Origin of the sequence: Psychromonas sp. CNPT3 (assembly GCF_000153405.2) — a bacterium.
Taxonomy (GTDB): Bacteria; Pseudomonadota; Gammaproteobacteria; order Enterobacterales; family Psychromonadaceae; genus Psychromonas.
In genome coordinates, this window is the sequence record NC_020802.1 from 2,482,655 (window position 1) to 2,508,439 (window position 25,785).

General features: G+C 38.6%; 25 protein-coding genes. 8 read left to right on the forward strand and 17 right to left on the reverse strand.

Features of this window, described 5'->3' with window-relative positions:
• Positions 1–7 precede the first annotated feature (7 nt).
• The 13 genes from fliP to PCNPT3_RS10975 form a co-directional block, all read right to left on the reverse strand.
• Positions 8–757, reverse strand: coding sequence for a flagellar type III secretion system pore protein FliP (gene fliP / locus PCNPT3_RS10915; RefSeq protein ID WP_015465927.1), 750 nt, complete (start codon positions 755–757; stop codon positions 8–10).
• On the reverse strand, positions 747–1,160 hold the full coding sequence (gene fliO, locus PCNPT3_RS10920) for a flagellar biosynthetic protein FliO (RefSeq protein WP_015465928.1): 414 nt from the start codon (positions 1,158–1,160) through the stop codon (positions 747–749). Before fliO ends, fliP begins: the two co-directional genes overlap by 11 nt.
• Positions 1,157–1,546, reverse strand: a complete 390-nt coding sequence (gene fliN, locus PCNPT3_RS10925) for a flagellar motor switch protein FliN (RefSeq protein WP_015465929.1) — start codon at positions 1,544–1,546, stop codon at positions 1,157–1,159. The genes fliO and fliN overlap by 4 nt, the downstream gene beginning before the upstream one ends.
• Before the next feature lie 9 nt (positions 1,547–1,555).
• Complete coding sequence (gene fliM / locus PCNPT3_RS10930) at positions 1,556–2,614, reverse strand: flagellar motor switch protein FliM (protein WP_015465930.1); 1,059 nt, start codon at positions 2,612–2,614, stop codon at positions 1,556–1,558.
• A gap of 11 nt (positions 2,615–2,625) precedes the next feature.
• Positions 2,626–3,147 (reverse strand): flagellar basal body-associated protein FliL, encoded by a 522-nt coding sequence (fliL, locus tag PCNPT3_RS10935; protein ID WP_015465931.1) that lies wholly within the window; start codon positions 3,145–3,147, stop codon positions 2,626–2,628.
• 86 nt (positions 3,148–3,233) lie between these two features.
• Positions 3,234–4,739 carry a flagellar hook-length control protein FliK gene (locus PCNPT3_RS13585; protein WP_015465932.1) on the reverse strand — a complete coding sequence of 502 codons (1,506 nt, stop codon included), beginning with the start codon at positions 4,737–4,739 and terminating at the stop codon, positions 3,234–3,236.
• A gap of 98 nt (positions 4,740–4,837) precedes the next feature.
• Positions 4,838–5,284, reverse strand: a complete 447-nt coding sequence (fliJ, locus tag PCNPT3_RS10945) for a flagellar export protein FliJ (RefSeq protein WP_015465933.1) — start codon at positions 5,282–5,284, stop codon at positions 4,838–4,840.
• A gap of 18 nt (positions 5,285–5,302) precedes the next feature.
• Positions 5,303–6,634 carry a flagellar protein export ATPase FliI gene (gene fliI / locus PCNPT3_RS10950; protein ID WP_015465934.1) on the reverse strand — a complete coding sequence of 444 codons (1,332 nt, stop codon included), beginning with the start codon at positions 6,632–6,634 and terminating at the stop codon, positions 5,303–5,305.
• A complete protein-coding gene (fliH, locus tag PCNPT3_RS10955; protein WP_015465935.1) occupies positions 6,627–7,562 on the reverse strand; it encodes a flagellar assembly protein FliH in 936 nt (311 codons plus the stop codon). Before fliH ends, fliI begins: the two co-directional genes overlap by 8 nt.
• 28 nt (positions 7,563–7,590) lie before the next feature.
• The gene (fliG, locus tag PCNPT3_RS10960) at positions 7,591–8,628 is read right to left on the reverse strand and encodes a flagellar motor switch protein FliG (RefSeq protein WP_015465936.1); all 1,038 of its coding nucleotides are present in this window, start codon (positions 8,626–8,628) and stop codon (positions 7,591–7,593) included.
• The gene (gene fliF / locus PCNPT3_RS10965; RefSeq protein WP_015465937.1) at positions 8,621–10,336 is read right to left on the reverse strand and encodes a flagellar basal-body MS-ring/collar protein FliF; all 1,716 of its coding nucleotides are present in this window, start codon (positions 10,334–10,336) and stop codon (positions 8,621–8,623) included. The genes fliG and fliF overlap by 8 nt, the downstream gene beginning before the upstream one ends.
• 37 nt (positions 10,337–10,373) lie before the next feature.
• Positions 10,374–10,700: a flagellar hook-basal body complex protein FliE gene (fliE, locus tag PCNPT3_RS10970; RefSeq protein ID WP_015465938.1), complete on the reverse strand. Its 327-nt coding sequence runs from the start codon at positions 10,698–10,700 to the stop codon at positions 10,374–10,376.
• 125 nt (positions 10,701–10,825) lie between these two features.
• Positions 10,826–11,398 carry a hypothetical protein gene (locus tag PCNPT3_RS10975; protein WP_015465939.1) on the reverse strand — a complete coding sequence of 191 codons (573 nt, stop codon included), beginning with the start codon at positions 11,396–11,398 and terminating at the stop codon, positions 10,826–10,828.
• Between the two features lie 133 nt (positions 11,399–11,531).
• Between PCNPT3_RS10975 and PCNPT3_RS10980 the strand changes: the two genes are divergently transcribed.
• Positions 11,532–12,563 (forward strand): lipid A deacylase LpxR family protein, encoded by a 1,032-nt coding sequence (locus tag PCNPT3_RS10980; protein WP_015465940.1) that lies wholly within the window; start codon positions 11,532–11,534, stop codon positions 12,561–12,563.
• A 374-nt stretch (positions 12,564–12,937) separates the two neighbouring features.
• Here the strand turns inward: PCNPT3_RS10980 and PCNPT3_RS10985 are convergent, their stop codons facing one another.
• The gene (locus tag PCNPT3_RS10985) at positions 12,938–14,155 is read right to left on the reverse strand and encodes an ammonium transporter (protein WP_015465941.1); all 1,218 of its coding nucleotides are present in this window, start codon (positions 14,153–14,155) and stop codon (positions 12,938–12,940) included.
• Between the two features lie 21 nt (positions 14,156–14,176).
• Positions 14,177–14,515, reverse strand: a complete 339-nt coding sequence (locus PCNPT3_RS10990) for a P-II family nitrogen regulator (RefSeq protein ID WP_015465942.1) — start codon at positions 14,513–14,515, stop codon at positions 14,177–14,179.
• 268 nt (positions 14,516–14,783) lie between these two features.
• Here PCNPT3_RS10990 and PCNPT3_RS10995 point away from each other — a divergent pair, with 268 nt between their 5' ends.
• The 5 genes from PCNPT3_RS10995 to PCNPT3_RS11015 all read left to right on the forward strand — a co-directional run bounded on the left by PCNPT3_RS10995 (position 14,784) and on the right by PCNPT3_RS11015 (position 19,020).
• Positions 14,784–15,941, forward strand: a complete 1,158-nt coding sequence (locus PCNPT3_RS10995; RefSeq protein WP_015465943.1) for a serine hydrolase — start codon at positions 14,784–14,786, stop codon at positions 15,939–15,941.
• A 214-nt stretch (positions 15,942–16,155) separates the two neighbouring features.
• Positions 16,156–16,425, forward strand: a complete 270-nt coding sequence (gene ybeD / locus PCNPT3_RS11000; protein ID WP_015465944.1) for a DUF493 family protein YbeD — start codon at positions 16,156–16,158, stop codon at positions 16,423–16,425.
• Positions 16,422–17,084, forward strand: a complete 663-nt coding sequence (gene lipB, locus PCNPT3_RS11005; protein ID WP_015465945.1) for a lipoyl(octanoyl) transferase LipB — start codon at positions 16,422–16,424, stop codon at positions 17,082–17,084. Before ybeD ends, lipB begins: the two co-directional genes overlap by 4 nt.
• Positions 17,074–18,042: a lipoyl synthase gene (lipA, locus tag PCNPT3_RS11010; RefSeq protein ID WP_015465946.1), complete on the forward strand. Its 969-nt coding sequence runs from the start codon at positions 17,074–17,076 to the stop codon at positions 18,040–18,042. The genes lipB and lipA overlap by 11 nt, the downstream gene beginning before the upstream one ends.
• 345 nt (positions 18,043–18,387) lie before the next feature.
• A complete protein-coding gene (locus PCNPT3_RS11015) occupies positions 18,388–19,020 on the forward strand; it encodes a heme-binding beta-barrel domain-containing protein (RefSeq protein WP_015465947.1) in 633 nt (210 codons plus the stop codon).
• Positions 19,021–19,128: 108 nt separating this feature from the next.
• Here PCNPT3_RS11015 and PCNPT3_RS11020 read toward each other — a convergent pair whose 3' ends face one another.
• Entirely contained in the window at positions 19,129–21,075 is a 1,947-nt protein-coding gene (locus PCNPT3_RS11020; protein WP_015465948.1) for an EAL domain-containing protein, read from the reverse strand.
• Positions 21,076–21,168: 93 nt separating this feature from the next.
• On the opposite strand from PCNPT3_RS11020, the gene rsmC reads away from it, so the two are divergent.
• A complete protein-coding gene (gene rsmC, locus PCNPT3_RS11025) occupies positions 21,169–22,215 on the forward strand; it encodes a 16S rRNA (guanine(1207)-N(2))-methyltransferase RsmC (protein ID WP_015465949.1) in 1,047 nt (348 codons plus the stop codon).
• A gap of 537 nt (positions 22,216–22,752) precedes the next feature.
• Positions 22,753–24,471: a methyl-accepting chemotaxis protein gene (locus PCNPT3_RS11035; protein WP_015465951.1), complete on the forward strand. Its 1,719-nt coding sequence runs from the start codon at positions 22,753–22,755 to the stop codon at positions 24,469–24,471.
• Positions 24,472–24,758: 287 nt separating this feature from the next.
• Here PCNPT3_RS11035 and PCNPT3_RS11040 read toward each other — a convergent pair whose 3' ends face one another.
• Entirely contained in the window at positions 24,759–25,715 is a 957-nt protein-coding gene (locus PCNPT3_RS11040; protein ID WP_015465952.1) for a KpsF/GutQ family sugar-phosphate isomerase, read from the reverse strand.
• Positions 25,716–25,785: the final 70 nt, after the last annotated feature.

Sequence of the window (25,785 nt, forward strand, 5' to 3'; positions counted from 1 at the left end):
TTTTCTCCTACAATAAGCCAAAGCTATTTGCTAAACTTCCCATGATCAAATTCCAACCATCCACGAGTACAAATAACATTAATTTAAAAGGCAGAGAGACGATCATCGGGGATAACATCATCATCCCCATTGCCATCAAGATACTTGCCACCACTAAATCGATAATTAAAAAAGGAATAAATATCATAAAACCGATTTGAAATGCAGTTTTCAATTCACTGGTCACAAACGCGGGAATAAGCACGGTAAAAGGCACCTCTTCGGGTGTATCCACCTGCACATTCGCTATTTCTAAAAAAGTTTCTAAATCTTTTAAACGCGTCTGCGCTAACATAAAAGCCATTAATGGTTTTTTACCTTGCTCAATCGCTTGTACGATATTCATATCTTCATTTAAATAAGGCTGTAACGCTTCTTCGTTAATTTTATCAAAAACCGGGGTCATAATAAAAAAAGTCAAAAATAAGGCGATACCATTGATCACTTGATTCGAGGGTGTTTGCTGTAAACCTAACGCTTGACGCAGAATGGACATCACCACCACAATACGCGTAAAAGAGGTCATTAATACTAGCATTGCAGGTAAAAAACTGAGTGCGGTCATAAAAGCCAGCACTTGCAATGTCACACTATATTCTTGATTACCTAAACTGTTGGTTGTCACGGTTAACGCCGTTAGCGCGCCCGTTTGTGCTGACAAGGAGGGGGACATCAACAATAAAAGAGAGGGGATAAAAAAGATCAGCTTATTTTTCATTGTTTTTCTTGCTTATTTTAGATAATAAAATAGAAAAAGGAGAGCTCACATTATTTTCCAAGGGCTCCTTTATCAGCAGAGGCGTATCTAGTTTATCCAGTAACGTAATCTGTTGCTCCGTCACCCCTAACAAATATTGTTGCCCATTCACGTCAATAATTTGCACCTGACCTTTACGGTTTAACGCTTGTGTCGCGACTATTTTAAGTGCGTGTTTTCCTGTTTGGCTTTTTAACAGGTTGGTTTTTTTTATTAAATATGCAAATAAAAAAATACAAGCAACTACCAGTAGCAATGAGGCAAATAAAGTACTCAGCGCGAGTTCTGGACGGGCACTTTTCACATCAAGTGCCCAACCTGTCATGGGATAAAAACTACAAAGTAGGATCAATAAACGCATCATTTTAACTTTCTAATACGTTCATTTTGACTGATAACGTCTGTTAAACGTATACCAAATTTATCATTTACAACAACCACTTCCCCGTGTGCGATTAAAGTCCCATTCACTAACACATCTAAGGGTTCTCCAGCGACGCGCTCTAATTCCACCACAGACCCTTGATTTAACTGCAATAGATTACGAATATTTATTCTACTACGGCCCACTTCCATAGAAATAGTAACTGGAATATCCATAATACTGTCAATACTAACCGTGCTTTCACCATCAGAGCCCGACTCTTGAAAGTCATCTAGTTCCACATTATTGACAGTACTGCTATCAGTATCCCCAGACTCATCTAGAGCAGCAGCCCATTCATCCGCCATATCTTGTTCACTACTCATCGTGTTTTCCTATTCATTTGCATTTGCATCTTCTTCTTCTGTCGCTTTCTTTAAATTACTTAATTTTAATTGGGTGTTTTGTACTTCAGGGCGTTTAATACGATCTATTATCTTTAAAGCCAGATTGTCATTGGATTTTCCTAATTTAGCATGAAAAGAGGGCAATCCTTCAACACAAACAAGTAATTCTTCAGGGAGTTCAACGGGAATAATATCACCAACACTCCAATTTATCATATCACGTAAGGGTAACTGTTTTTCTAAGAGCTTTGCCGTTAGATAAACATCAACATCCATTATTTCATCTTCAAGCGCTTGGCTCCAACGTTGATCTGTATCTTCTTTATCACTTTGTACACCCGCATCGAGCAGTTCTCGAATTGGCTCTAACATTGAATACGGCATTGCAATATGGAAATCACCACCTCCACCATCTAATTCAATGTGAAAAGAATTAACAACAATAACTTCAGTTGGACTGACGATATTTGCCATCGCCGGGTTTACTTCTGAGTCTAAATACTCAAAATCAGCTGTCATTACCGGTGCCCAAGCATCTTTATAATCTTCAAATATTATTTTCAATAGCATTTGAATAATACGACGCTCTGTCGGCGTAAACTCTCGCCCTTCAATTTTCGCATGGTAACGACCATCACCACCAAAAAAGTTTTCCACTAAAATAAACACTAAGCGTGCTTCCATAGTGACTAACGCAGTTCCTTTAAGCGGGCGAAAACGTACCATATTTAAACTTGTTGGCACAAAAAGGGTGTGTACATATTCGCCAAACTTTAGCATTTGCACGCCATTTATCGACACTTCTGCCGTATGTCGTAGCATGTTAAATAAACTGATCCTTAAATGTCGTGCAAAACGCTCATTAACCAACTCAAGTGTAGGCATGCGCCCACGAACAATACGATCTTGAGATGAAAAATCAAAATGAATATGTGAATCATCTTCAGCACCACCATCTTGACCCTCGTCTCCAACTATCTCATCATCAACATCATCAACACCATGTAATAGCGCGTCAATTTCGTCTTGAGATAATAAATCTGCCATACAAATCCCTTTTACTGTAAAACAAAACCGGTAAATAAAACGGCATTGATCAGCCCTTTATCTTCCACTTTCATGGTTTCTTTATTCAGTGCTTCTAATGCAAATTTTCTTAACTCTTCTTTGCCTTCAGGACTACGTAATTGCCCCACGGTTGCAGCACCAAAAATACGCACTAAGGTGCCTTCTAAAAGAGGGATATGTTTTTTTGCAAGTGTTTGGTTTTCATCACCACGCACCATCAATTGTACTTTGATCTGCACTAATCTGTCGCGTTTCCCTTCCATTACATTAAATACAAAGGGACGAGGCATTGCCACATAAATCGCTTGTAACGTCTCATCTATTTCAGTGCTAACCTCTTCCGTTATCGCTTCAGTTTCGACACTTTCATTATCACTAAAAAGGAAAAAATACGCGCCCGCGCCTCCCCCACCTAGTAATAACAATAATGCAACAATCATGATGATTAATTTTTTTTTGCCGCCACCTTGTGACTCGCCATCAACTGAAATATCGTTATTATCATCTGCCATACTATTTTATTCCTTCTGATGTTGTTTTTACTCTAGGTGCTAATTTTAAGTCATTTTACTGATTGATCCAGCAATAATAGAGAGCTTTACGCATAAAAATCAATTCCTTGAGCTGAACCCACTGTTTTCGCCCCCATTAACGACATTTGTTCGTCCGCGGATAAGGATATATTTGCCATTGATGCACTTAATTGACTATCTTGTTGATGCATTGTGGCGTTTTGCTGCTGTTGATTTTGTTGTTGACTTTGTTGTTGGGCATGTTGCTCGACATTACTCGCATTTAGATTAATACCTTGTTGCGCCAGTTGCTCACGTAATCGGGGTAAATGTTGTTCAATCAAATCTCGGCTTTGTCCATGCTGTGTTTGAATATGTAATTGTAATTGATCTTGTTGTATCACAAGCTTTATATGCATTGATCCTAATTCAGCGGGATCTAAGCGAATAGATACTTCTTGTTTGCCTTGACTTATCATCATCAAAATACGCTTGCCCAACATTTCTGATGCTTGTTTGGCATGTAATTCAAAGGGTTTTTCTAATGCATTTTGTTTTTCATTCGTCACGCCTAAATTTGCCAATTTATCGAGTGAAGATACCTGCCTATGTTTACTTGAATCATTATCGAGTTGACTCATACCATGTAGAGTCTCTGCTTTAAATGTACTCACAAGTTCAGGCTTATCTTTATTTTCTAAGGTTGCAACCGCAGCTTGCGCTTTAAGCATCCCCATTGATTTGTCTTGTTCCTCTTTATTGCTGGATTTTTCTACCAAAGCGGAGAGTAATTCTTTGTCTTTCGGTAAGGTATTTTTATCTGCATCTAAAAGAAGTGCTTTAAACGATTTTTCATCAACGTCTTCTGTCGACGCCTCATCGCCCTCGCCAACATTAGTCACCTTTGTATCCATTTTTTGAGCTGCTTCTATTTTAGCTAATAGGCGCGCTGTCTCCGTATTTAGCGTTGAGCCTTGCGCTTCTACATTTAACGGGTTGTTTGCCGACGAGTTTAAATCCGCTTGCGATGCTGATGTCTTATTTTGATTGTCTACAGGGGAATTTACATATAAAGGATCGAGCGTATCAAATGTATCTGATCCATCCATGCTCTCACGTGTATCGGAGGCATCCTGCGCATCATCAATATCTACGCTATCTGCACGAACATCATGTTCGTCGCTTTGCACAACTAGCTCATTAGCAACTAGCTCATTAGTAACTGGCTCATTGACGGCCGGTTCATCAGAGCCTTCATTACCCTCTAAAGAAATCTGACTCTCATCTTCTAATGCGACATCAGAGCTCACTTCAATCGATAACGCTAGATCGTCACTGCCTTCTGCGTCTTCAGACGTTTCAGTGTCGCTAGCCTCTTCGAGTTGCGAACCCTCTTTTAGACTCGCCTCTTTTAACAAAGAAGCATCTCCTTGGTTTTTGCCAAGCGCAGATTCAAGTAACTCAGAAAACAAGTTGGATGATTTACCTGTTTCAGATGTTGACGCCTCTTTTTTTAAATCCGCGCCACTTTCTAATTTACCCGCTTTTAAATCGGTATTACTGCCGGGCGCCATTAATATGGATTGCATCATAAATAAGTCTCTTTTCCATAACAGATAGACGGTAAGAATTGCCTTTAAGGCATCATTTTAAACTTTATATGATAACAAGCAATTTTTAGACCAAAAAATTACGTTTTAGATCTTTTTTGAAAGTATTGAAATATCGAAAATTCATCCAATAATTTTTGCTCTATTTTATTGGCTATTTGCTCTTCTTTTAATGCTTTTTTTTTCAATAACATCGCAATGGCTTTACAGCTTATTTGGCTGTCTAACCATAATTTCTTCTGGGTATGTACATCATATTCGAACTTAACCAACCCTTGTTGCTGTGTCGATAGACCTTGATCAATCTGCACAATAAATTGCTGGTATTTTCTTAATTCTGGCACGGTCAAGCCAGCAGCCCCTTTTACACTTAATTGGTCACTATACTGACGCCGATATTGTTGTAGGTTTTGTAATTGCTGACGCTGCGTAAACAACATAGTTTGTGCTTGTTGGTATGCTTGCAAGGCGCTTGAAACTTGCTTTTGTTTTTGCTCGTAAACAAGCTTTAATGCGTTTTTAGCCATGTTTTATCTCTTTTGTCTCTAACTGTTAACAAACTCTTGCGTCAAGGTAGCAAGTTGCGTCAAACAATCGTTATAACTGATGCTCTCTTTCATTCCTTGTTGCAAGAAATGATCCAATTTAGGACGAATGATAATGGCTTTATCAATTCTCGGGTCGCTCCCTTTTGCATAAGCACCAATGGTGATCAACTCTTTATTTTCTTGATATAAGTTATACGCTTGCTTTAAAACACGGGCGAGGGTTTGATGTTCCTCAGAGGTCACCATTGGCATAACACGGCTGATTGATTTACCAACATCAATGGCAGGAAAATGCCCCGAATCGGCAAGTTCACGCGATAACACAATGTGCCCATCTAAAATAGCACGGGATGCATCAGCAATGGGATCTTGTAAATCATCACCTTCGGTTAAAACCGTAAAAAAGGCACTGATCGAGCCTTGATTTTCATTGCCATTACCCGCGCGTTCCACTAATGCCGGTAATTTTGCAAAAACAGAAGGCGGATAGCCTTTCGTCGCAGGAGGCTCACCAATTGCTAAAGCAATTTCACGTTGTGCTTGTGCAAAACGCGTTAAGGAGTCCATTAATAATAAAACATTTAAACCCTGATCTCGAAAATACTCCGCGATAGTTAATGAGGTTTCACACCCTTTAAGGCGCATTAACGGCGATGCATCAGCGGGAGCGGCTATCACAACCGCACGTTTTCGCCCCTCTTCCCCTAATATATCTTCAATAAATTCTTTAACTTCTCGGCCACGCTCGCCAATAAGCCCAACCACCACAACATCCGCATTAGTGCCTCGCGTCATCATGCCAAGTAACACACTTTTCCCCACACCAGAGCCTGCAAATAACCCCATGCGTTGCCCTTGCCCTACCGTGAGTAACGCATTAATGGCTTTGATACCAACATCAAGAGGCTCTGTGATAGCTTTACGGCTTAAGGGATTAATACTGGCGTGTGTATAATTACTGGTTTGAGCGGTAACGATATCCCCTTTGCCATCAATAGGTTTACCTATGCCATCGAGCACTCTGCCTAATAACTCCATGCCCACAGGGATCCCTTGTTGATGTGTTTGTGGGATGACTTTTGCGCCAGGTAACACGCCAGTTAAGCGCTCACTGGGCATTAAAAATAAGCGTTCGCCCGAAAAGCCCACCACTTCAGCGTCAATAAATCCATCTTGGCTCTCGACTTTGCATAAACTACCCACAGCAGCAATACAGCCAATCGCCTCAAGCGTCAGACCCACCACACGTATCAGTTTACCTGACACCGTCGGTTTGGTGACTGACTCACCTGTTTTATATTGCGCTAAGCGTTGTCCTAATTTATTCATCCTTTAAATTACCAACGGAAGGATTGCTCGGCGCATCTGCAATATCGACGACCTCACCTTGCTCTCCTGCCTCGCTATCAATATTTTCTTGAGCGGGTAGAGGCGTATTATTTAAAAGGTTTGAATCATCATTTTTCTTGGGGATGTGTTCATGATTTTGTTGTAAAAAATGCTTTAACACCTGATCAACTCGTGTATTAAAGGCATAATCAATACTAGAGGTCTTAGTGTGTATTTGGCAATCACCACGGGATAAAGTGGGATCTTCATTTAAATTCCAACCGCGCTCCTTACAAACATCAACAGAATATGCTTGTTGCACAAAGAGTAAATCATCGGGATGCAATAATATTTTTAGGGTTTGTTCACTCAGCGGTAAAGCCTCTACCGCTTGTTTTAACGCCTGCAATATGATTTTAGGATCGGTTTTCAACTCCACTCGACAGATTTGCTCTGCAAGATGCTGCGCTAACGTCACTAATTGGTACTCGACATTTTCATCGAGTAATTCTAAAGGTGTATGTAAACGCGTTAATAGCGAATCCCATTGCTGGATTTGCACATCAACCTGCTCTTTTCCGAGCGCTAAACCTTGCTCGGTGCCAAGCGCTAAACCTTGCTCGGTGCCTTCTTCTAAACCTTTTACGAGACCTTGCTCGGTACCTTCTTGCAAACCTTGCGCAGTGCCGGTTTCTAAGCCTTCTTTGAAACCATCATCATAAGCAGATTGACGAATTTCTTCGATATCATCAATAGTAAGAGGCTTTGGCTCTTCTACTTTAACTTCTGGTGTGTTTTTTGAGCCTTGATACCAGGACGCAGGTTTTCCAAATAAAGACGTTTCTGTGTTGTCGATATCTTTATCAAGTTTATCATCACTAAGATCCGGTAAGGACCATTGTAAATATTCGTCGTTATTATCCGACATGTCCGCCTACCTTTTTTTATTATAAGAACTAATCACCACCACCACCACCGAGCATAATATCACCCGAATCTGATAATCGACGCGCAATAGTTAGGATCTCTTTTTGAGCTGCTTCAACTTCACTAATACGCACTGGGCCCATTGCTTCTAAATCATCTTCTAACATTTCAGCCGCGCGTTTAGACATATTTTTCAATATTTTCTCTTTCAGCTGATCATCGGCGCCTTTTAGTGCCATTTGTAATTGCTCTGCCGGTACTTCACGTAACAGCGTTTGTGTGCCTCGATCATCGAGATCCACAAGATTATCAAATACAAACATCAGATCTTGAATTTGTTGGCTCATGTCTTCATCCGTTTCACGTAATGAGTCCATCAGAGGCCCTTCAATCGCAGTATCTAAATAGTTCATGATATCAGCTGCAGCTTTAGTGCCACCCATTTTAGCAGCCTGTGCACCTGCTTGTCCGGCAAACTGTTTCTCCATGATCTCATTTAATTCTTGTAATGCTGCAGGTTGAACTTCTTCAAGATCTGCAATACGCATCATCAAATCGAGTCTGTTTTTTTCAGGGAACTGGGTTATTATTTCTGCCGATTGGTCGGGATCTAAGTACGATAATACAATGGTTTGGATCTGTGGATGCTCATTTTGAATAATAGAAGCCACTTGACGTGCATCCATCCATTTCAATGAATCCAGACCTTTTGAACCACTACCGAGAATAATTTGATCAACTAAATTACCGGCTTTATCAGCGCCCAATGCTTCGATCAAAGAAGCACGTACAAAATCTTCACTGTCTAAGCCAATATTACTGAATTTTTGAATATCATTAATAAAAGCGCGATGCACACTTGCCACTCGCACTTGTGATGAATCATCTAAAGCAGCCATTTCCATACCGAGCTTTTGTACCTGTTTAGGCTCTAAATTACGAAATATTTGCGCTGCATCTTCCGGTGTTAAGCTCAGCATTAATAGCGCACATTTAACCACACCCGGTAACGTCGACACATCAAACTCATTGCCCGCTTCTTTTTTTTTATCTTCGTTATCACTCATCAGACGTTAACCACTCTTTAATTACTTGTGCAGATAGCCCTGGCTCATTCGCCACCAGCGCACGCACTGCTTTTAATAAATCTTCATCTTTATGTAAGTTCGGTAATTTAATATGCCCACCACCGATATCAAACTCCATGCTCACATCTTCATCTGCGGTTAATAATTGTAAATTATCATTACCCAGATCACCAATCGCGCCCCCTAAATCATAATCATCTTCATCTTCTAATGTTTCAGGATAAAGCAGTTTTTTCATGATAGGTCTAACAATGAGTAGCAAGGTGAGTAATATCACCAACATACTACCACCAAAGCGAATATAACCTTGGAAAGCTTCCGTTTTCCAAAATTCTTCTTCCGGCACGGCATCTAAATCGAGGCGATTAAAACGCACGGATGCCATTTCCAAAATATCGCCACGCTCTATATCTAACCCTAGTCCACCCATTAATAAACGGCGCAATTTTTCAACTTCTGCATCGGTTCGAGGCGCATAAGTGACCTCTCCTGCTTCATTGGTTGTCGGAACATAATCAAGGGCAACTGAAACTGCGAGACGATCTATGGTGCCTACTTTATGTTTAATATGTACGACCGTCGTATCCATTTCATAATTGCGCGTTTCTTCATTATGACTATTACCAATCACGGATTTCTTTTTATCGCCATCTTTACGCAACTCTTCAGGAATAGATGAGGCAGCCGGAGGCTGGTTACTTAATGCACCCGGGATATTGCCTAAAATTGAATTCGTTGATTTTGTTTCGACCAGCATTTCACTGCGCACTGATTTTTTACTGGGATTAAATATTTTTTGGGTTTCTTCTTTGATGGTAAAATCCATCGCCAAATCGACTTCAGAGGTATAATTTGATAGCCCTAAAATAGGAATTAATATGGCATCAATTTTGGATTTATATTCATTCTCACGGCCACGCTCTAATGCAAATTCGGCGCTACTTCGTGACGATAAACCATCTTGACTACCTGAATGCAATAAACGTCCACGTTGGTCGCTCACCGTTACACTATTTGGCGATAAACCTTGGACAGATGAGGCCACAATATCAACAATAGAGTCTATCTCTTGTGCCGATAGAGTATAAGATTTTGAGGTGGTGATCACCACCGTCGCACTGGCTTTTCGCTCTTTGCGGGCAAACACACTTTGCTTGGGAATAGCGAGTAACACTTGTGCTTTTGTGATGTTTTTCATCGACATGATAGCAACCGATATTTGCCTCTCACGGCTGAGTTTTAAACGTTCTCTCTCGACGCGCTGACTCACACCGAAGCCCATATCTTGTAATAAGATATCGTCACCACTATCATTAGTGTCTTGGGTAAGACCTGCACGCGTCATCAATAATTTTATTTTTTGATACTGCTCAGCTTCGACCAGTACGGAATTACCTTCTAACTGATACGTTATTTTTTCTTTATCAAGAAAGTCCAAGGTACTGATCAATTCATCTGTTTGATAATTTCCCAACGGACGATAATCAGGCTGTTTTCCCCACGACCAAATAATAACAACGATAGCAAGTACAATCAAAAGCCCAATGATCATACTTATTTGACGTAAAACATCCACATTAGAAAAAAAGGTAGCTAGCGCCCCTTTTGTTGGTTCAGACATTGAGTCTTCACCATCAAAATTATTATTTTCAATCAACAGCTCAGGAGCATTTTCAGATTCTGCCACTTACTTTCCTTTTAATTCATCATTCCTGCCATAAGAATTAGACAGGCATACTCATCACTTCTTTATATGCTTCAACCATTTTATTACGAATTTGCACTGTCGCATCAAAGGCAAGTCCAGATTTATTTGACGCGATCATGACTTGCGCCAAACTAACATCTGGATCACCCATCTCAAAACTATTACGTAACGAAGATGTATTTTGTTGTAAACCATTCACATTATCAATAGCTTGTTTAAGCATTTGTGAAAAATCAGGTGCATTAGATTTCATGCTTGGCATTGAAAGTTCACTATCAACACCACGGTTTTGTAAACCCGTTAGCTGTAAATTGTTTAATAAAGCCGAATTATTAATATTCATTGTATTTACCTATTTTTTGACACATAGACAGATACAAGCAACTTTTATACCAAGTTAAACTCTGCGCTAAAATAGACAAAAAAAGAGCATATAGTACTGACTTCACTTTATGCTCTTTTTAACGCTTACTTATGTAACTTTTCTAATTCAAGGTTCAGTTCATCATTGGCGCGTTGCGCTTTAAATTCCTGATATAATACATCTTCTTGATCTGCAGACATTGGTCTATCCGCTTTGGTGACTAAGCTTTCAAAAAGTGCTTTAGTCGATTCTTGACCCATCGCCATTAAAACACATAAATTATCTTTACCGGCTATTTTAGTAATATCCATTTTAAGGGGCGTTGTGCCCACTAAAACTTGCTCTGTTATCAATTTAGAGACGCTTGAGAAAGTAGATCCTGATTGAACACCTGTTTTAACTTCTATTTTTTCACGATAGATTTTATCCATCGCACTCACACGCGTTTCGATACGCTGTGCTAAAGATGTGCGTGCAATTGCTAATACTTGTTGCTTATCAATTGACATGTTACCCGAAAACAAGACACATTCAGCAACTGCAATCCCCTCTTCAACTTGCGGGTTTAATATCCAACTCGGGATATCGCCGACAGAAGTCTCTTGTGCAGGGTCACTCGCACAAGCACTTAATAAAAATAAAGTAGACAATCCGATTAATTTATATTTCAATAACATTATTCACCATTCCTTTATAGTTAAAACCCAAAGTATATACACAAAAACAAATTAAGCAGATCCTAGCATAAAAAACATCAACACTTGCTTTGATTTTACAAATTACATGACAGCACTCAGGATCTAAAATAAAATGAAAAAACGTATTCTTCTTCTATTTATTACCTATTTGTACAGTACAGTCTCTTATAGTGCCAATATTTTGGCAAATGAAAAAGAAGACACACTAACTTGGTATCAAGTTACCTTTGACAACGACGTAATGAGCAGATTGCATGCCAGCGATGATGGCTATACTAACGGCCTGCTATTTGCTTGGGCTAAAGCTCCCGTAAACGACTTTAAAAGCATTGACATGCCAGACTGGATCCGCTTTATCAGCGCATGGACCTACCTTGATAAAGGCGCCGAAAAAGATTATTCACTTGCGTATGCTTTATCGCAATCCATGTATACACCTCAAGATATCTCTCAACCTGATTTGATCGAAAATGATCGTCCCTATGCAGGCACTTTATTATGGCAGGCTAAACTACGTAGTTATGCAAATAACCGTGTCGATTCACTTGCATTAAGCTTAGGCGTTGTCGGTCCGGCCTCTTTAGCTCAGCAAACGCAGGACTTAATGCATCAATGGATCGGAGCTTCTAAGCCACGAGGTTGGGATCATCAAATTAAAAATGAACCCGTTTTTCGACTTACCGCAGAGCATGTTGAACGCTTTTATACGTATAAACTCACACCGAACATTAGCTTTGACAGCAGTCTTTATAGTGAAGTGGGTATCGGTAATTTACGCAGTGATATCGGCACTGGCATAACGCTTCGTTTAGGTACCTCTCTCGACGATAATTATGCATCCATAAACCCGACGAGTAGTGCCATGCAAAATAGTTTTAAAACTGATGGAGCACCTTGGCAGTGGCAAGCCTTTACTTCCCTTTATGCTAGCTATCTTTTTAATGATATTACCCTTAATGGCAACACTTTTGCAGACAGTCATTATGTTGATATTATTCCCCAACGCTTGCTTTTGAGTCTCGGGGTCGCGATAAGCTACAAAAAATGGGGAATGATTTTTTCTGTGCAGCATGCCAATAAAGACTTTGAAGGCCAAGAGTCAAATAATCAATATGGCTCACTCAGCGTAACTTACCATTATTAACAGAGATCCATATTACTTGCGCTACGTTATCAAACACTGGCACGGATAAAAACTTAAGGGATAACCATTGTTAATGGCTATCCCTTTTTTATTGTGTTGCCGGCAGGATCGATCTTCGAGCGAGCGTCAAAATTTGATTTACTGATTTCACATTTTGATGCTCTGCATATAACGTTACCAAGCATGTACTAATACCAAAGGATCTAAAAATGTGATCCATCTTGCTTGTTGAAATTATCCCATCCTACGTTGTGAGTTTTGAAGTGAGAACAACTATCTTCTACAACTCACGCCGTGCTAGTGTTAATTTTTCCTGCGTAATACATGAAAACTTAATTAATTCCTTTGGTATAACCTAGCAACTTTATGGCTTATTAATCGGTAAATTCTGGATAAGCTTCTAGCCCACAATCATGCAAATCCATTCCAGCATCTTCTTGGGCTGCACTCACGCGAATTCCCATGATCCGTTTAAGTAACCACCAAATGAGTAACGAAGCTAAAAATACAAAGCCAAAAATACTCACAATGCCATAAATTTGTGTTAAAAAAGAGGCCTTATCATTACTCAATGGCACTACCAATAACGCAAAAACACCACAAACACCATGTACGGATAATGCACCAACAGGATCATCTAGTTTTAATTTGTCAAAAAGTAAAATACTGTAGATCACCAATACACCCGCACATGCGCCTACCAGTGTTGCCATCAATGGCGAGGGTGACAAGGGGTCGGCCGTTATTGCAACAAGACCCGCTAAGGCGCCATTTAAAATCATCGTTAAATCCGCTTTCCCCCATTTCCATTTATTAATAAGTAGGGCGCTAATTGCGCCGGCGGCGGCCGCTGTATTCGTATTGACAAAAATACGGCTGACCGCAGAGGCGTTTTCCATATCCGAGATATACAGCTGAGAGCCACCATTAAAACCAAACCAGCCCATCCACAAAATAAAGGTACCTAATGTTGCCAAAGGCATATTAGAGCCGGGAATAGGATGCACTTCGCCTCTTTTTCCATATTTACCTTGCCTTGCGCCCAACAATATTACCCCTGAAAGCGCAGCGGAGGCACCTGCAAGATGCACCACACCCGCACCCGCAAAATCAATAAATCCGGCTGCAGATAAAAAACCGCCACCCCATGTCCAATATCCTTGGAACGGATAAATAAAGCCAGTCATCAAGACAGCGAAGGCTAAAAAAGCCCATAATTTCATACGCTCAGCAACAGCGCCAGAGACAATTGACATCGCCGTTGCAACAAACACCACTTGAAAGAAAAAATCAGCAGATAACGCATAGTTTGCATGCAATTTTTGCTCGCCAATGAGCGCCCCAAATGCGGGAAAATAACCACCGTTACTATTACCGATATACATAATGTTATAACCGACTAATAAAAACATAATGCAAGCCAATGCATATAAGACCAAGTTTTTAGTCAAGATCTCAGTTGTGTTTTTAGATCGCACTAATCCCGCTTCGAGCATTGCGAAGCCTGCAGCCATCCACATAACCAGCACGCCAGAGATCAAAATATAAAAGGTATCAAGTGCAAATTTTAATTCTGTTAACGTATTTTCCATGTTTAAATTCCTTATTCGTACTTATAATGCTTCATCGTTTAATTCGCCCGTACGAATGCGCACTACTTTTTCTAAATTTTGAATAAATATTTTCCCATCCCCCACTTTTCCCGTATTAGCGGCCCCTAATATAGCCTCAATCAATAAATCAACATCTTCATCTTTCACTGCGATTTCTAATTTTATCTTTGGTAAAAAATCAACTTGATATTCAGCGCCTCTATATAATTCTGTATGCCCTTTTTGACGCCCAAAGCCACGCACTTCCGAGACTGTCATCCCTGCAATGCCTGCATCCATGATTGCCTCTCGTACATCGTCTAATTTAAAGGGTTTAATGATCACCACTAACATTTTCATTGCTCGTTCCTTTTTTTATAAGTAAACATCATATATCAATGTCCGTGCCAACTTTAAAGGCAAGCAAAAACAAAGACTTAACTGTTGTTCTATAAACAAATTAACAATAACGCACCACCTTAGTGCAAACATGTCCTATTTTGAACATAAGTACCTATGGTTTTTACACATAAATCATCAAGAAATACACAGGGGTCCTTAGTAAACTGCCATGCATCCTGCTATAGTGAGCGCACTTTTTATATCTCTATAACTCAAAGGCTCCTCCATGAAACGACTCGGTTTACTCTTTGTTGGTCTCGCATTTAGTGTTAATGCGCTAGCAACGCCACGTGTGATCCCCAATGCCCCCGTTATTGCGGCTAAAGCTTATCTTTTAGTGGACTTTGATTCAGGTAAAGTACTTGCCGAGAACAACAGTCAAAAAATATTAGCCCCTGCGAGCCTAACTAAAATGATGACCAGTTACATCATTGGTAATGAGCTTAAAGTGGGTAATATACACCGTGACGATAAAGTGCTTATTTCTGAAAAAGCATGGTCTAAAAACTTCCCTGAATCCTCTAAAATGTTCATTGAAGTGGGTAAAGAAGTCAGTGTTGATGATTTAAACCACGGCATTATTATTCAATCGGGTAATGATGCATGTGTTGCAATGGCAGAGTACATTGCAGGCAGTGAAGGCGCTTTTGTCGATTTAATGAATTCATGGGCAATTCAACTTGGCATGAATAATACGCACTTTATGAATAGTCATGGATTAAATGCGAAGGATCATTACACAACAGCGCAAGATATGGCGACGCTTGCAAAAGCATTAATTCGCGACCTCCCTGAAGAATATAAGCTTTATAGCAAAAAATCATTCAAATACAATGGTATTGAGCAATACAATCGTAATGGCTTATTATGGGATAAAAGCCTAAATGTAGATGGACTCAAAACAGGACATACAGACGCTGCAGGTTACAGCTTAGTTTCCTCTGCGGTGAAAGGTGATATGCGTTTGATCAGTGTGGTTATGGGAACTCGCTCTTCAACGGCCCGTAATGTTGAAAGCAAAAAAATATTAAACTGGGGATTTAGGTTCTTTGAAACATTAACGCCTTATCATGCAGGTGACAAACTAGCCAATGAGCGTATTTGGATGGGCACGCAAGAAACAATAAACTTAGGTGTGAATGTTGATACTACTTTGGTCTTACCTCGAGGTCAGAGCAAAAACTTAAATGCAGACTTTGTTATTGATAAAGAGCTGCGCGCTCCCATCACTAAAGGTCAAGTCGTGGGTCAAGTGAATTACTCCCTCGATGATAAAAACATTGCATCTTATGATCTCATCGCGTTAGAAAGTATCGATGAAGGTGGTATCTTCAGTCGTTTTATTGATTATATCAAATTACTTTTTATCGGTTGGTTTAACTGATCTCGTTTTAATTTTATCTCGACTAAATAATGTTTTCCATTTTAATCAAATGCTTACATATTTACGTCGAGATATAATCATTAACAAATTGCCACTTCATCAACACATTCATTTAACAATCACCTCTAAATATATCTGTATCTATTAGTAAAAAACGCTAATATGACGCAAATAATATACATTCGTTTTCGCCTTTTTATAAATAGAGAAATGTATGGCCCTAAATACTAAATTTGATGAACTCTTAGAGTTCCCTTGTGTCTTTGCCTTTAAAGTGATGGGCGTTGCCGATCCTAAACTTATGATCGACGTGATTGCAGTGATACAGCGCCATGCCCCCGGTGATTATGCACCTACTGTAAAAGAAAGTTCAAAAGGCACTTATCAAGCTTTAAATATCCCCGTCACCGTCACCTGTAATGAGCAAATTGAATCAATCTACAGCGATATTAGCGCCCTTGAATTGGTCCGTCATATTTTATGATCACAGCTCTTGAAACAAGCCAAAGATTAAACATACGTTATCTTGGTTTACAAGACTACCTAACAACCTGGCAAGCGATGAGCGACTTAAGCAGCTCACGAGATAAACAAACTATTGATGAAATATGGGTCGTAGAGCACCCAGCTGTTTTTACACAAGGCAGTGCGGGTAAAGCCGAGCACTTATTATCTCAAAGTGAAATCCCAGTGGTCAAAAGCGATCGTGGCGGGCAAATAACCTACCATGGACCCGGCCAATTAATTATTTATTTGATGATTGATATTCGCCGCAAAGCTTTCAATGTACGCGACTTAGTCAGCATCATCGAAACGAGTATTATCCAACTTTTAAGTGCTCATAATATTGACGCTAACGCGAAAAAAGAGGCGCCCGGTGTTTACGTTAACCAAAAAAAAATAGCCTCACTTGGCCTTAAAATTCGTAAAGGCTGTTCTTTTCATGGCTTGGCATTAAATGTAGACATGGATCTAACACCTTTTTTACAAATTAATCCCTGTGGATATCCCGGCCTTAAAATGACCCAATGTATCAATGAAGGGTTAACACTTAGCCTAAAAGAATTAGCACCAATCTTAGTCGACAAACTAAGCCAACAATTACATTATGTACAGATAGAGAGTTTCTCCCATGAGCAATAAACCAAGCCAACTCACCGCAGGCAAAAAATTACGTGATGCTGATAAGCTATCGCATATCCCGATCAGAGTGATAACTTCAGATAAAAATACAATATTAAAAAAACCATCATGGATGAGAATAAAAATAAAAACCGACAATACGCGCGTTAATGAAATAAAAAAAGCGTTACGCAAAAACAAACTATTTTCTGTTTGTGAAGAAGCTTCTTGTCCTAACCTAAATGAATGCTTTAATCATGGCACCGCCACGTTTATGATTTTAGGAGAGATCTGTACACGTCGCTGTCCATTTTGTGATGTTGGCCATGGTAAACCCTTAGCTGTCGATAAAGATGAGCCAAAAAAACTAGCTGAAACAGTGCGCGATATGAAATTAAAGTACGTTGTGATCACCTCGGTAGATAGAGATGATTTACGAGATGGAGGCGCACAACACTTTGCAGATTGTATTCGTGAAATTCGGTTGCTAAGTCCAGCCATTAAAATTGAAATATTGGTACCTGATTTCAAAGGTAGAATGGATAAAGCATTAGCCTGCTTTGAACATGATATACCGGATGTATTTAACCATAACTTAGAAACAGCGCCACACTTGTACCAAAAAGTTCGCCCCGGTGCTGACTATAAATGGTCTTTACAATTATTGAAAAAATTCAAACAACAACATCCACAGGTACCGACAAAATCAGGAATAATGGTGGGACTGGGTGAAAATAATGCGGAGATTGAACAAGTATTAGAAGATTTGCACGCTCATGGCGTAACAATGCTGACGCTCGGTCAGTATTTACAACCAAGCTTACAACATTTAGCCGTTGAACGTTACGTGCACCCAGATGAGTTTGCTAACTTCTCAAAACGCGCCAAAGAAATTGGTTTTGAACATGCAGCCTGCGGCCCTTTAGTACGATCGTCTTACCATGCTGATTTACAAGCATCAGGACATGAAGTTAAGTAATTTCATTCATTAAATATAGAGTAGAGGATCGCATTTTCTCTGCTCTGTTTTTATCTACAAACGCCTTATAACGATTCATTTTTTATCATTATTCCCTCTGTTTCATATACAACTCTTCTCATTCTCATAAAGCATTCCATTTAACGCCTCTTTTTTATACACCTACATTTCTCACTCTCTACCTAGCATCTACTCACAGAGGCTAGTTAACGTGTATTTCTTTGCATAAAAAGTCTACTTGCTCACAAAACAACAGCATATCATTGTTTTTAAAATCAATTTCACGAAATAATCCAAATCAAATATTAAGCATATACATTAAAAAAAACTAAAATGGGACAAAAAATGAAACGAAAATTATTATTATGCACTTTGATGACATATTGCGCATTCAGCTCAGCGCAAGCAGCACAAACTAACGGCTTAGATCTCGGCCCATTAACCTCTTTAATTGGCACATGGAAGAGCATCGATAGCGGAGGCATTGATGTTGCACCCGGGCAGACACAAAGCGCTGTTGGTGAAGGGGGCGTCGCAATTGAGCCCTATTATGAAACAATCACCTACCAAGCTGTAGCAGATGCAACCAATGCCAGCACACAATATTTAACCGCGTTGTATTATAAACAAGAAGTTTTTAGATCGCGTGATAATCAAAAATTTCATGATCAGCGCGGTTATTTAATTTATGACAAGAAAAAAAATATGCTATACAACTCCTTTTGTATACCTCGTGCCGTGTGCATTGTCGCGCAAGCGAAAATAGATAATAGCAGTAAAATAATTAATTTTGAAAGTGCACCAAGAGGTATTGCAGAGAGTGGATTTATGACCCAAAAGGATACGACAACAAAGTTTACGATGTCACTGGATCTGTCTAAAAAAGATATTTTAAAATACACTCAAATGACTAGCTTAAATGTTTATGGTAAAGCTTTTTCTCATTCTGATTCTGCCACCTTAAAAAGAATACAGTAAATAGCAACATGGCGAAGCTTGATACACTCATATATTAAGATCTAAATTTAAGCTTTATCGATACCTTTTAAATCCTCTCTTTGGGCGCCTGATCAGGAGCCCAAAAACTCAACATTTCACCCCAGAAACGCATAAAGAGGGACTGTTAGTTAATGATGATGCTGAGGACAAAAATTCACCTTGGCCTGCATAGATACCTAATTTTCGCAAATATTTCCACTCATATTCATTATCTACGCCCAATGCAATCACTTTAGTACGGCTGTTTAAGCAGCTTGCGACTAAGCTTTGCAATGCAATTTGATTGTTTTTTCTGCATTGCACATCGCGGATCAAACTTTGATGGATTTTAATATAATCCACATTAAAATCAATAATATATTGTGTACTTATGACCACTTTTCCTACTTGATCAATCGCAATCTTGCATCCTATTTTTTGCAACGTTACCAACGGCTTACGTAAGTCCTCATAATGATGCGCCATACATTGCTCTGATATTTCAAGCACTAACTTTTTACGAAGTGCCTTAGGGAGTTGCATTAATTCATAAATAAACCATTGGAAAACACGCCTGTTTAATAAAATATCAGTACTGATAGAGATACCAATCGCAATACTATTGCGCCCTCTTTTGGTTAATAAACCCAAAATCTGAGTAAGAATATATTTTTCCATCTGAGGCTGGAATCCACATTTTTTAGCCATCACTAAAAAAACAGAGGGAGGAAGTAAGGGGTTATCATCTTTACATATACGCGCTAATAATTGCACGTAGTGACATTTATTTTGTCGCGCAGAAATCACTTGTTGTTGGTAAAAGAAAACCTTTTTCTCAGTGTATACTTTTTCTAAAAAGTGCCCCCAATAGATAGAGCCCTTTTGTAAACTATTTTGTAAAATTGATTGGTCTTCTAAAAACCAACCACTTGCTTTTTGATGCTCAGCAACTAATAACGCGCGCTCTACATTTTCGATGAGTAACGCAGGCTTATCACCGCTATTAAAATGGCTCACGCCAATGTGAAAGAAACAGTCTTTATCCAGACAATCCGGCAAATACAGTAAAAACAAACGTTTCATTAATCTTTTAGACAAGATCTCAGTTTCAGAATATGAGACTTGTGGGATCATAAGAACAAATTCATACTTTGAAAAACGCCCCAGAAAATTATCTTCGTAAGGGCTAACAAATTGCGTTAATAAAGAGCTTATTTGCAATAATAATTTATGATATTCCGTTTCACCCTCACTCCAGTAAACAGACTCTAACTCTTTAAAGTTGATAATTAATAATGCACTCGATAACACACTATTATCTTCTGTCGCTATTTCTAAGCGGTTAATAAATGCAAAGTGATTAGCAAGCCCCGTTGTCGTATCAATAAAAACCTGACTTCGAATAAAGGCATCAAAGTGGCTACGTTGCTTTTTACTTTCTTCAAGCTGCGTTGATAAATCATACAGAGCTTTACTGGCATATTTAGGCCACTCTCCCGCCAATGGAATGCGCGCTGTGGGATTTTTTTGTAATAAGTACTTAGCTCTTTGCTCTAATAACTCGGCCCCTCTAAAGTGTTTTTTTATCCAAAAAACAGATCCAAAAAGCAAACTCAAACTTAAAAAAATAGCAGATAATATGCCTAATAACGGGTAAAAACTAAAATGGACTTCATCATAGGGTTGGATGGTTTCGAGTTCGAGAACTAAGCGTGGGTATCTTTTTAATGGATATTTAAAACGTAATAATAAGCGATCTGGATAAGCGATATTATTTTCATAATAATTGTCGACTAAAACATTTTCATGATCTTTTAATTGTAAACGGATCACCCCAGATACCTTCAACAAATCAGGGAGCCAAGCATCTAAGGCTTTATGATCTATATTTTTATCAAGTTGTATCTCTATTAGATTAACAATCGCATCCATACGTTGTTGATGATATTTAAGTGACAAACTACGTAAACTAAATATTCCCCCTAATAAAATCAAAGTGATACAACTAAGTACAATCGCGGTGGTCAGCAATGTAAATTTGTCCGTAAATTTCATAAATCCCTTAGTTACTAAATAATTTCATCCTATTGCATTTATACAATATAATGCATAAATATCATAGATCACGATTTTACACAGGATACATAAATGCCAGTTATGCCGCAAAAATATGCAAACCCAAGTCAATTATTACAGCGCAATTACTCACTGTTTGAAAACAAAAATATTTTAGTTGCGGGGAACATCACTGATGAGTACCCTCTCGCGCTACAAACCCTAGCACATTCGAGTACTTTTTGTTTTAGTGATTATCGTTACTACCGACAAATTAAAGATAAATTAGGCGCATCAAAGGTCTACTTTACAGATAATTATCAAGGCGACGAGGTTTTCGATTTATTACTTATCTACTTACCAAAAGCTAAGCAAGAAACCTTATATCTTCTTGCAAGTTTAAGTGTGCATTTACAACAAGGTGCAGCCATTATTCTTGTGGGTGAGAAGAAATGTGGAATTAAAAGTGCAAGTACCTTATTAAAAACTTACGCCTCTAATGTCAATGCAATTGATTCAGCAAGACACTGCTCTGTTTTATATGCTGAGCTCGATAAACCCGTAAAACCTTTTATTCAACAAGATTGGATCAAAACATACCCCATCACCATTAATGAGACGCACTTAGATATATGCTCACTGCCGGGCGTCTTTAGCTATGGCGCTTTAGATCAAGGTAGCTCATTGTTATTACAAAGTTTGCCTAATAAAATATCAGGAAACATTCTTGATTTTGGCTGTGGGGCGGGTGTCATTGCTTGTTATTTGCTCACCAAATACAGCGATCTTAATGTCGATCTTATTGATGTTAATGTTTATGCGTTAGCAAGTGCTAAATTGTCATTATTAAAAAACAACCTAGAAGGCGAGGTTTTCCCCTCTGATGTTTTTTCTGATGTAAATAAAAAATATGACTTATTAATTTCTAATCCACCTTTCCACTCGGGTAAAGAAACTGATTATCAAGCTGCTGAAACCTTTATCGAGCAATCTGTAAACTTTTTAGCCCGTCGCGGTAAATTAAATATTGTTGCCAATAAGTTTTTACGCTACGAGCCTCTACTTGAAAAAGTATTACAAGAAGCAAATGAAGTACAACACAACAATAAATTTAAAGTCTTAAGTTACACCCTTAAATAAGATAATTTTATTGCATATTAAATCCCTATTCTCCCTAATGGGTGAATAGAGATTTGAGTTTGTATTACAATCGATTCAAACTATCGTCCCTTTAATTCGATGTCTACAATATTTAATTGTCAAAAAAAAACACATTTCATCAAAAACTAACACGCAAAAACCAACACTCCCAAAAACGCCTCATTTTTAGGTGAAAACATAAAATTAAAGCCAAAAAGAATAACAACAAAGCAATAAAAACATCTAATAATTCAGTTGGTTTTTTTACATAAAAAAATAAAAAACAATCTAATACACTGATAATTAAAGTGAATAACCATGAGACACCTAACTTACAAATCAACCTCCCGATAACCGCCCTTATTTTACCCCCTTAAATTCACAACCTTAAAAAATCCGATTTATTTTTGACTTAAAATCCATCTCACACTTTAAACTTGATATGCAGCACAAAAACAAATAAATAAAGTAAATAAATTATCCTTTTGGAGTAATGAAACTAATATAAATAAATGCAGCCATACAAAAGGAAATAAAATGCAAAATAACCAACCCATTAATACTAATGAGAAGCATTTTAAAGTCGGTAGTACTTTAGTGTCAGTCACCAATACTAACGGTGTTATCGAATATATTAATAGTGATTTCGAAGAAATTTCAGGTTTTAGCAAAGAAGAATTAATCGGTCAAAACCATAATATTGTTCGCCATCCAGATATGCCTGAAGCCGCCTTTGCTGATTTATGGGGCACGATAAAAACAGATGGTGAATGGCGCGGTATTGTAAAAAACAGATGTAAAGACGGTAGTTTTTATTGGGTTGATGCTTATGTTATCCCTGTTTATAAAAATGGCCAAAAAGTAGGGTATCAATCGATTCGTAGCATTCCAACTCGCGCGCAGATAGAGGGCGCAGAAGCACTTTATCGGACGCTAAATGCCAACAAAAGCTTAACCATCAAGCATAAGGTGAAATGGGGAGACATTGATATGTCTCGTAAATTATCCTATCTCGTTAGCATGACATTAATGGTAATGGTCGCATTAGCCATCTTTTATGGCCTTGAAACTAATCACAGTAATAATATGTTAGCCGAACAATTATCTATTTTGCAAAATATACCAAGCTTAAGCGCAGAGCAACAAAACTTACAACAATATATTCTTTCACAAAATAATGATCAATTGATAAACTTTAGCCTAATGGCTGTCGTAGGAGCCCTTATTATTACTCTCTGGCTCCTTATGCTTAATTCAATGATAAAACCTATCATTAAAATTCGTGAGCAACTGCGCTTAATTGCAGGAGGAGATTTAACTAAAATCGTAGACTCCACTAAAACCGATGAGATCGGCAAAGCGACCATGGCAGTAAAATTACTGCAAGCACGTTTACGTACTATCTTTGGGCAGTTTATTGAAACAACAGAGCAACTTGTCGCCTCTGCTGATAACGTATCAAGTAGTAGCCTTAATATGCAACAAGGTATGCAAAAACAAACAGACGATACGAATTTAGTTGCCACGGCGATGAATGAAATGTTGGCATCTGTTGAAGATGTATCAAACAATGCTAAAACGGCCTCTAAAGAAACAGAAAGAGCAGATGAAGACTCTCAAAGTGGAGCTGAGGTTGTTAATACTGCGCATACTGCGATGACAAAATTATCCAATGAAGTAAAAGAGACAGCCAGTGTTATTAATAGGCTTGCTGACGAGAGTAATAAGATAAGTACCATTACCGATACTATTAGTAGCATTGCAGAGCAAACGAATCTACTCGCACTTAATGCGGCCATTGAGGCTGCTCGAGCAGGTGAGCAAGGTCGAGGATTTGCGGTCGTTGCAGATGAAGTACGTTCACTTGCTTCGCGCACTCAAGATGCGACCAGTGAAATTCGTGGCATGATCGATAATTTACACAGTGGTATTAGTGGCGCAGTTGAGGCGATGGAAGACAATATTCAGCAAGTTTCAACAGCCCTAGCTGAAGTAGAAACATCTAAAGAAAGCTTTACGCGTATCAGCAGTGCGATTAAAGAGATAAATACGATGAATTCACATATCGCAACGGCAGCTGAAGAGCAACGCCAAGTATCCCAAGAGATGAATCAAAATATCTTGTCGATTAACAATCAATCTAATGAAGCGACGAGTGAAGCGGTTGAACTACAGAAAAACGCGCTGAAACTCAATGCGATGGCAGTTGGATTACAAGAGCAACTTGATACCATTGATTTAGGAAAAGTGTCTTAATATAAGCTTTATCTCTAACCGAACACCTAAAAATACTTTATTAGGTGTTCGGTTGGGTATATAAACAAAAAAAGATAAAAGGTATTAAAGCCTTTTATCTTTTTTTTGTTTATATCAACTCTCAAAGCCACGCTTAAATGAAATTATATTTCTCAGCCATAAATATCCTCGAGTATCTGATCTTGTTGGGCCTTTTATAAAAAATCAGAGTGAAATAATCACACCTGACATATTTAAGTAAAAGGCATAACACTTTTTTAATTCACTTAATTAATAAGCAAAAGCTCTTATTGACCCCACTCAATAATACCCTCGATATCTTTTTCATTCGCGCTCACAATCAGCCATTTAATATGCTTTTCTCGCATCAAATCTTCTGCCTCACTGAGGCGTGCATTAGGCGAAATAAAGCAAGGATTGCTATTCATGAGATCACTCGCTATCGTCTCATGAACCGATTTTCCAGAGAGCATAAAACGACGTAAATCGCCATCCGTGATCACGCCTTGTAAATGATCTTCATGCATCACTAAAGCGAGACCGGTACGCGTTTGCGTCATCACTAATAAAATATCCGTTAATGATGTGTCCGTTTTAACAAAAGGTAGATTCTCATGGCGCATTTCATTACGCACAAAGGTAAGTAAACGCTTACCTAGACTGCCACCAGGATGGAAACGTGCAAAATCCATAGGGGTAAAATGTTTTTCTAAGGTTAAAACTGACGATAGCGCATCGCCAATCACTAAGGTTAACGTCGTCGATGTCGTTGGAGCTAAGTTAATTGGGCAGGTTTCTTTTTGAATAGCGGCCACTAACACAACATCTGAATTTTTTGCAAGTGTCGAGTCTTTCGCGCCAGTAATAGAGATAATTTTATTGCCGAAATGTTGTAATGATGGAATTATTTTTAGCACTTCATCCGTTTCACCACTGTAAGAGATAAGTAGCAGTAAATCTTCTGTTGTGATCATCCCAAGATCGCCATGAAAAGCTTCACCAGGGTGCATAAAGAAAGAGGGAGTACCAACAGAGGCAAGTGTCGCAGATATTTTTTTACCAATATGCCCCGATTTACCCATACCACAAACAATAATACGGCCTGTACAGCTTTTCATAAGATCTAAAGCATCTAAATACTCTGTTCCTAAGCCTTTTCTATGAGCATCTAATGCATCACTTTGTATTTTAAAAACATTACGAACTTCTTTTAATCGTTGCTCTTCTGATAATAAGACTGGCATATAAAATTTCCCTTAACGTTGATAGGGCTAATTTTACTGTTTTTTATTTATTTTTAAAGCAATTATTATA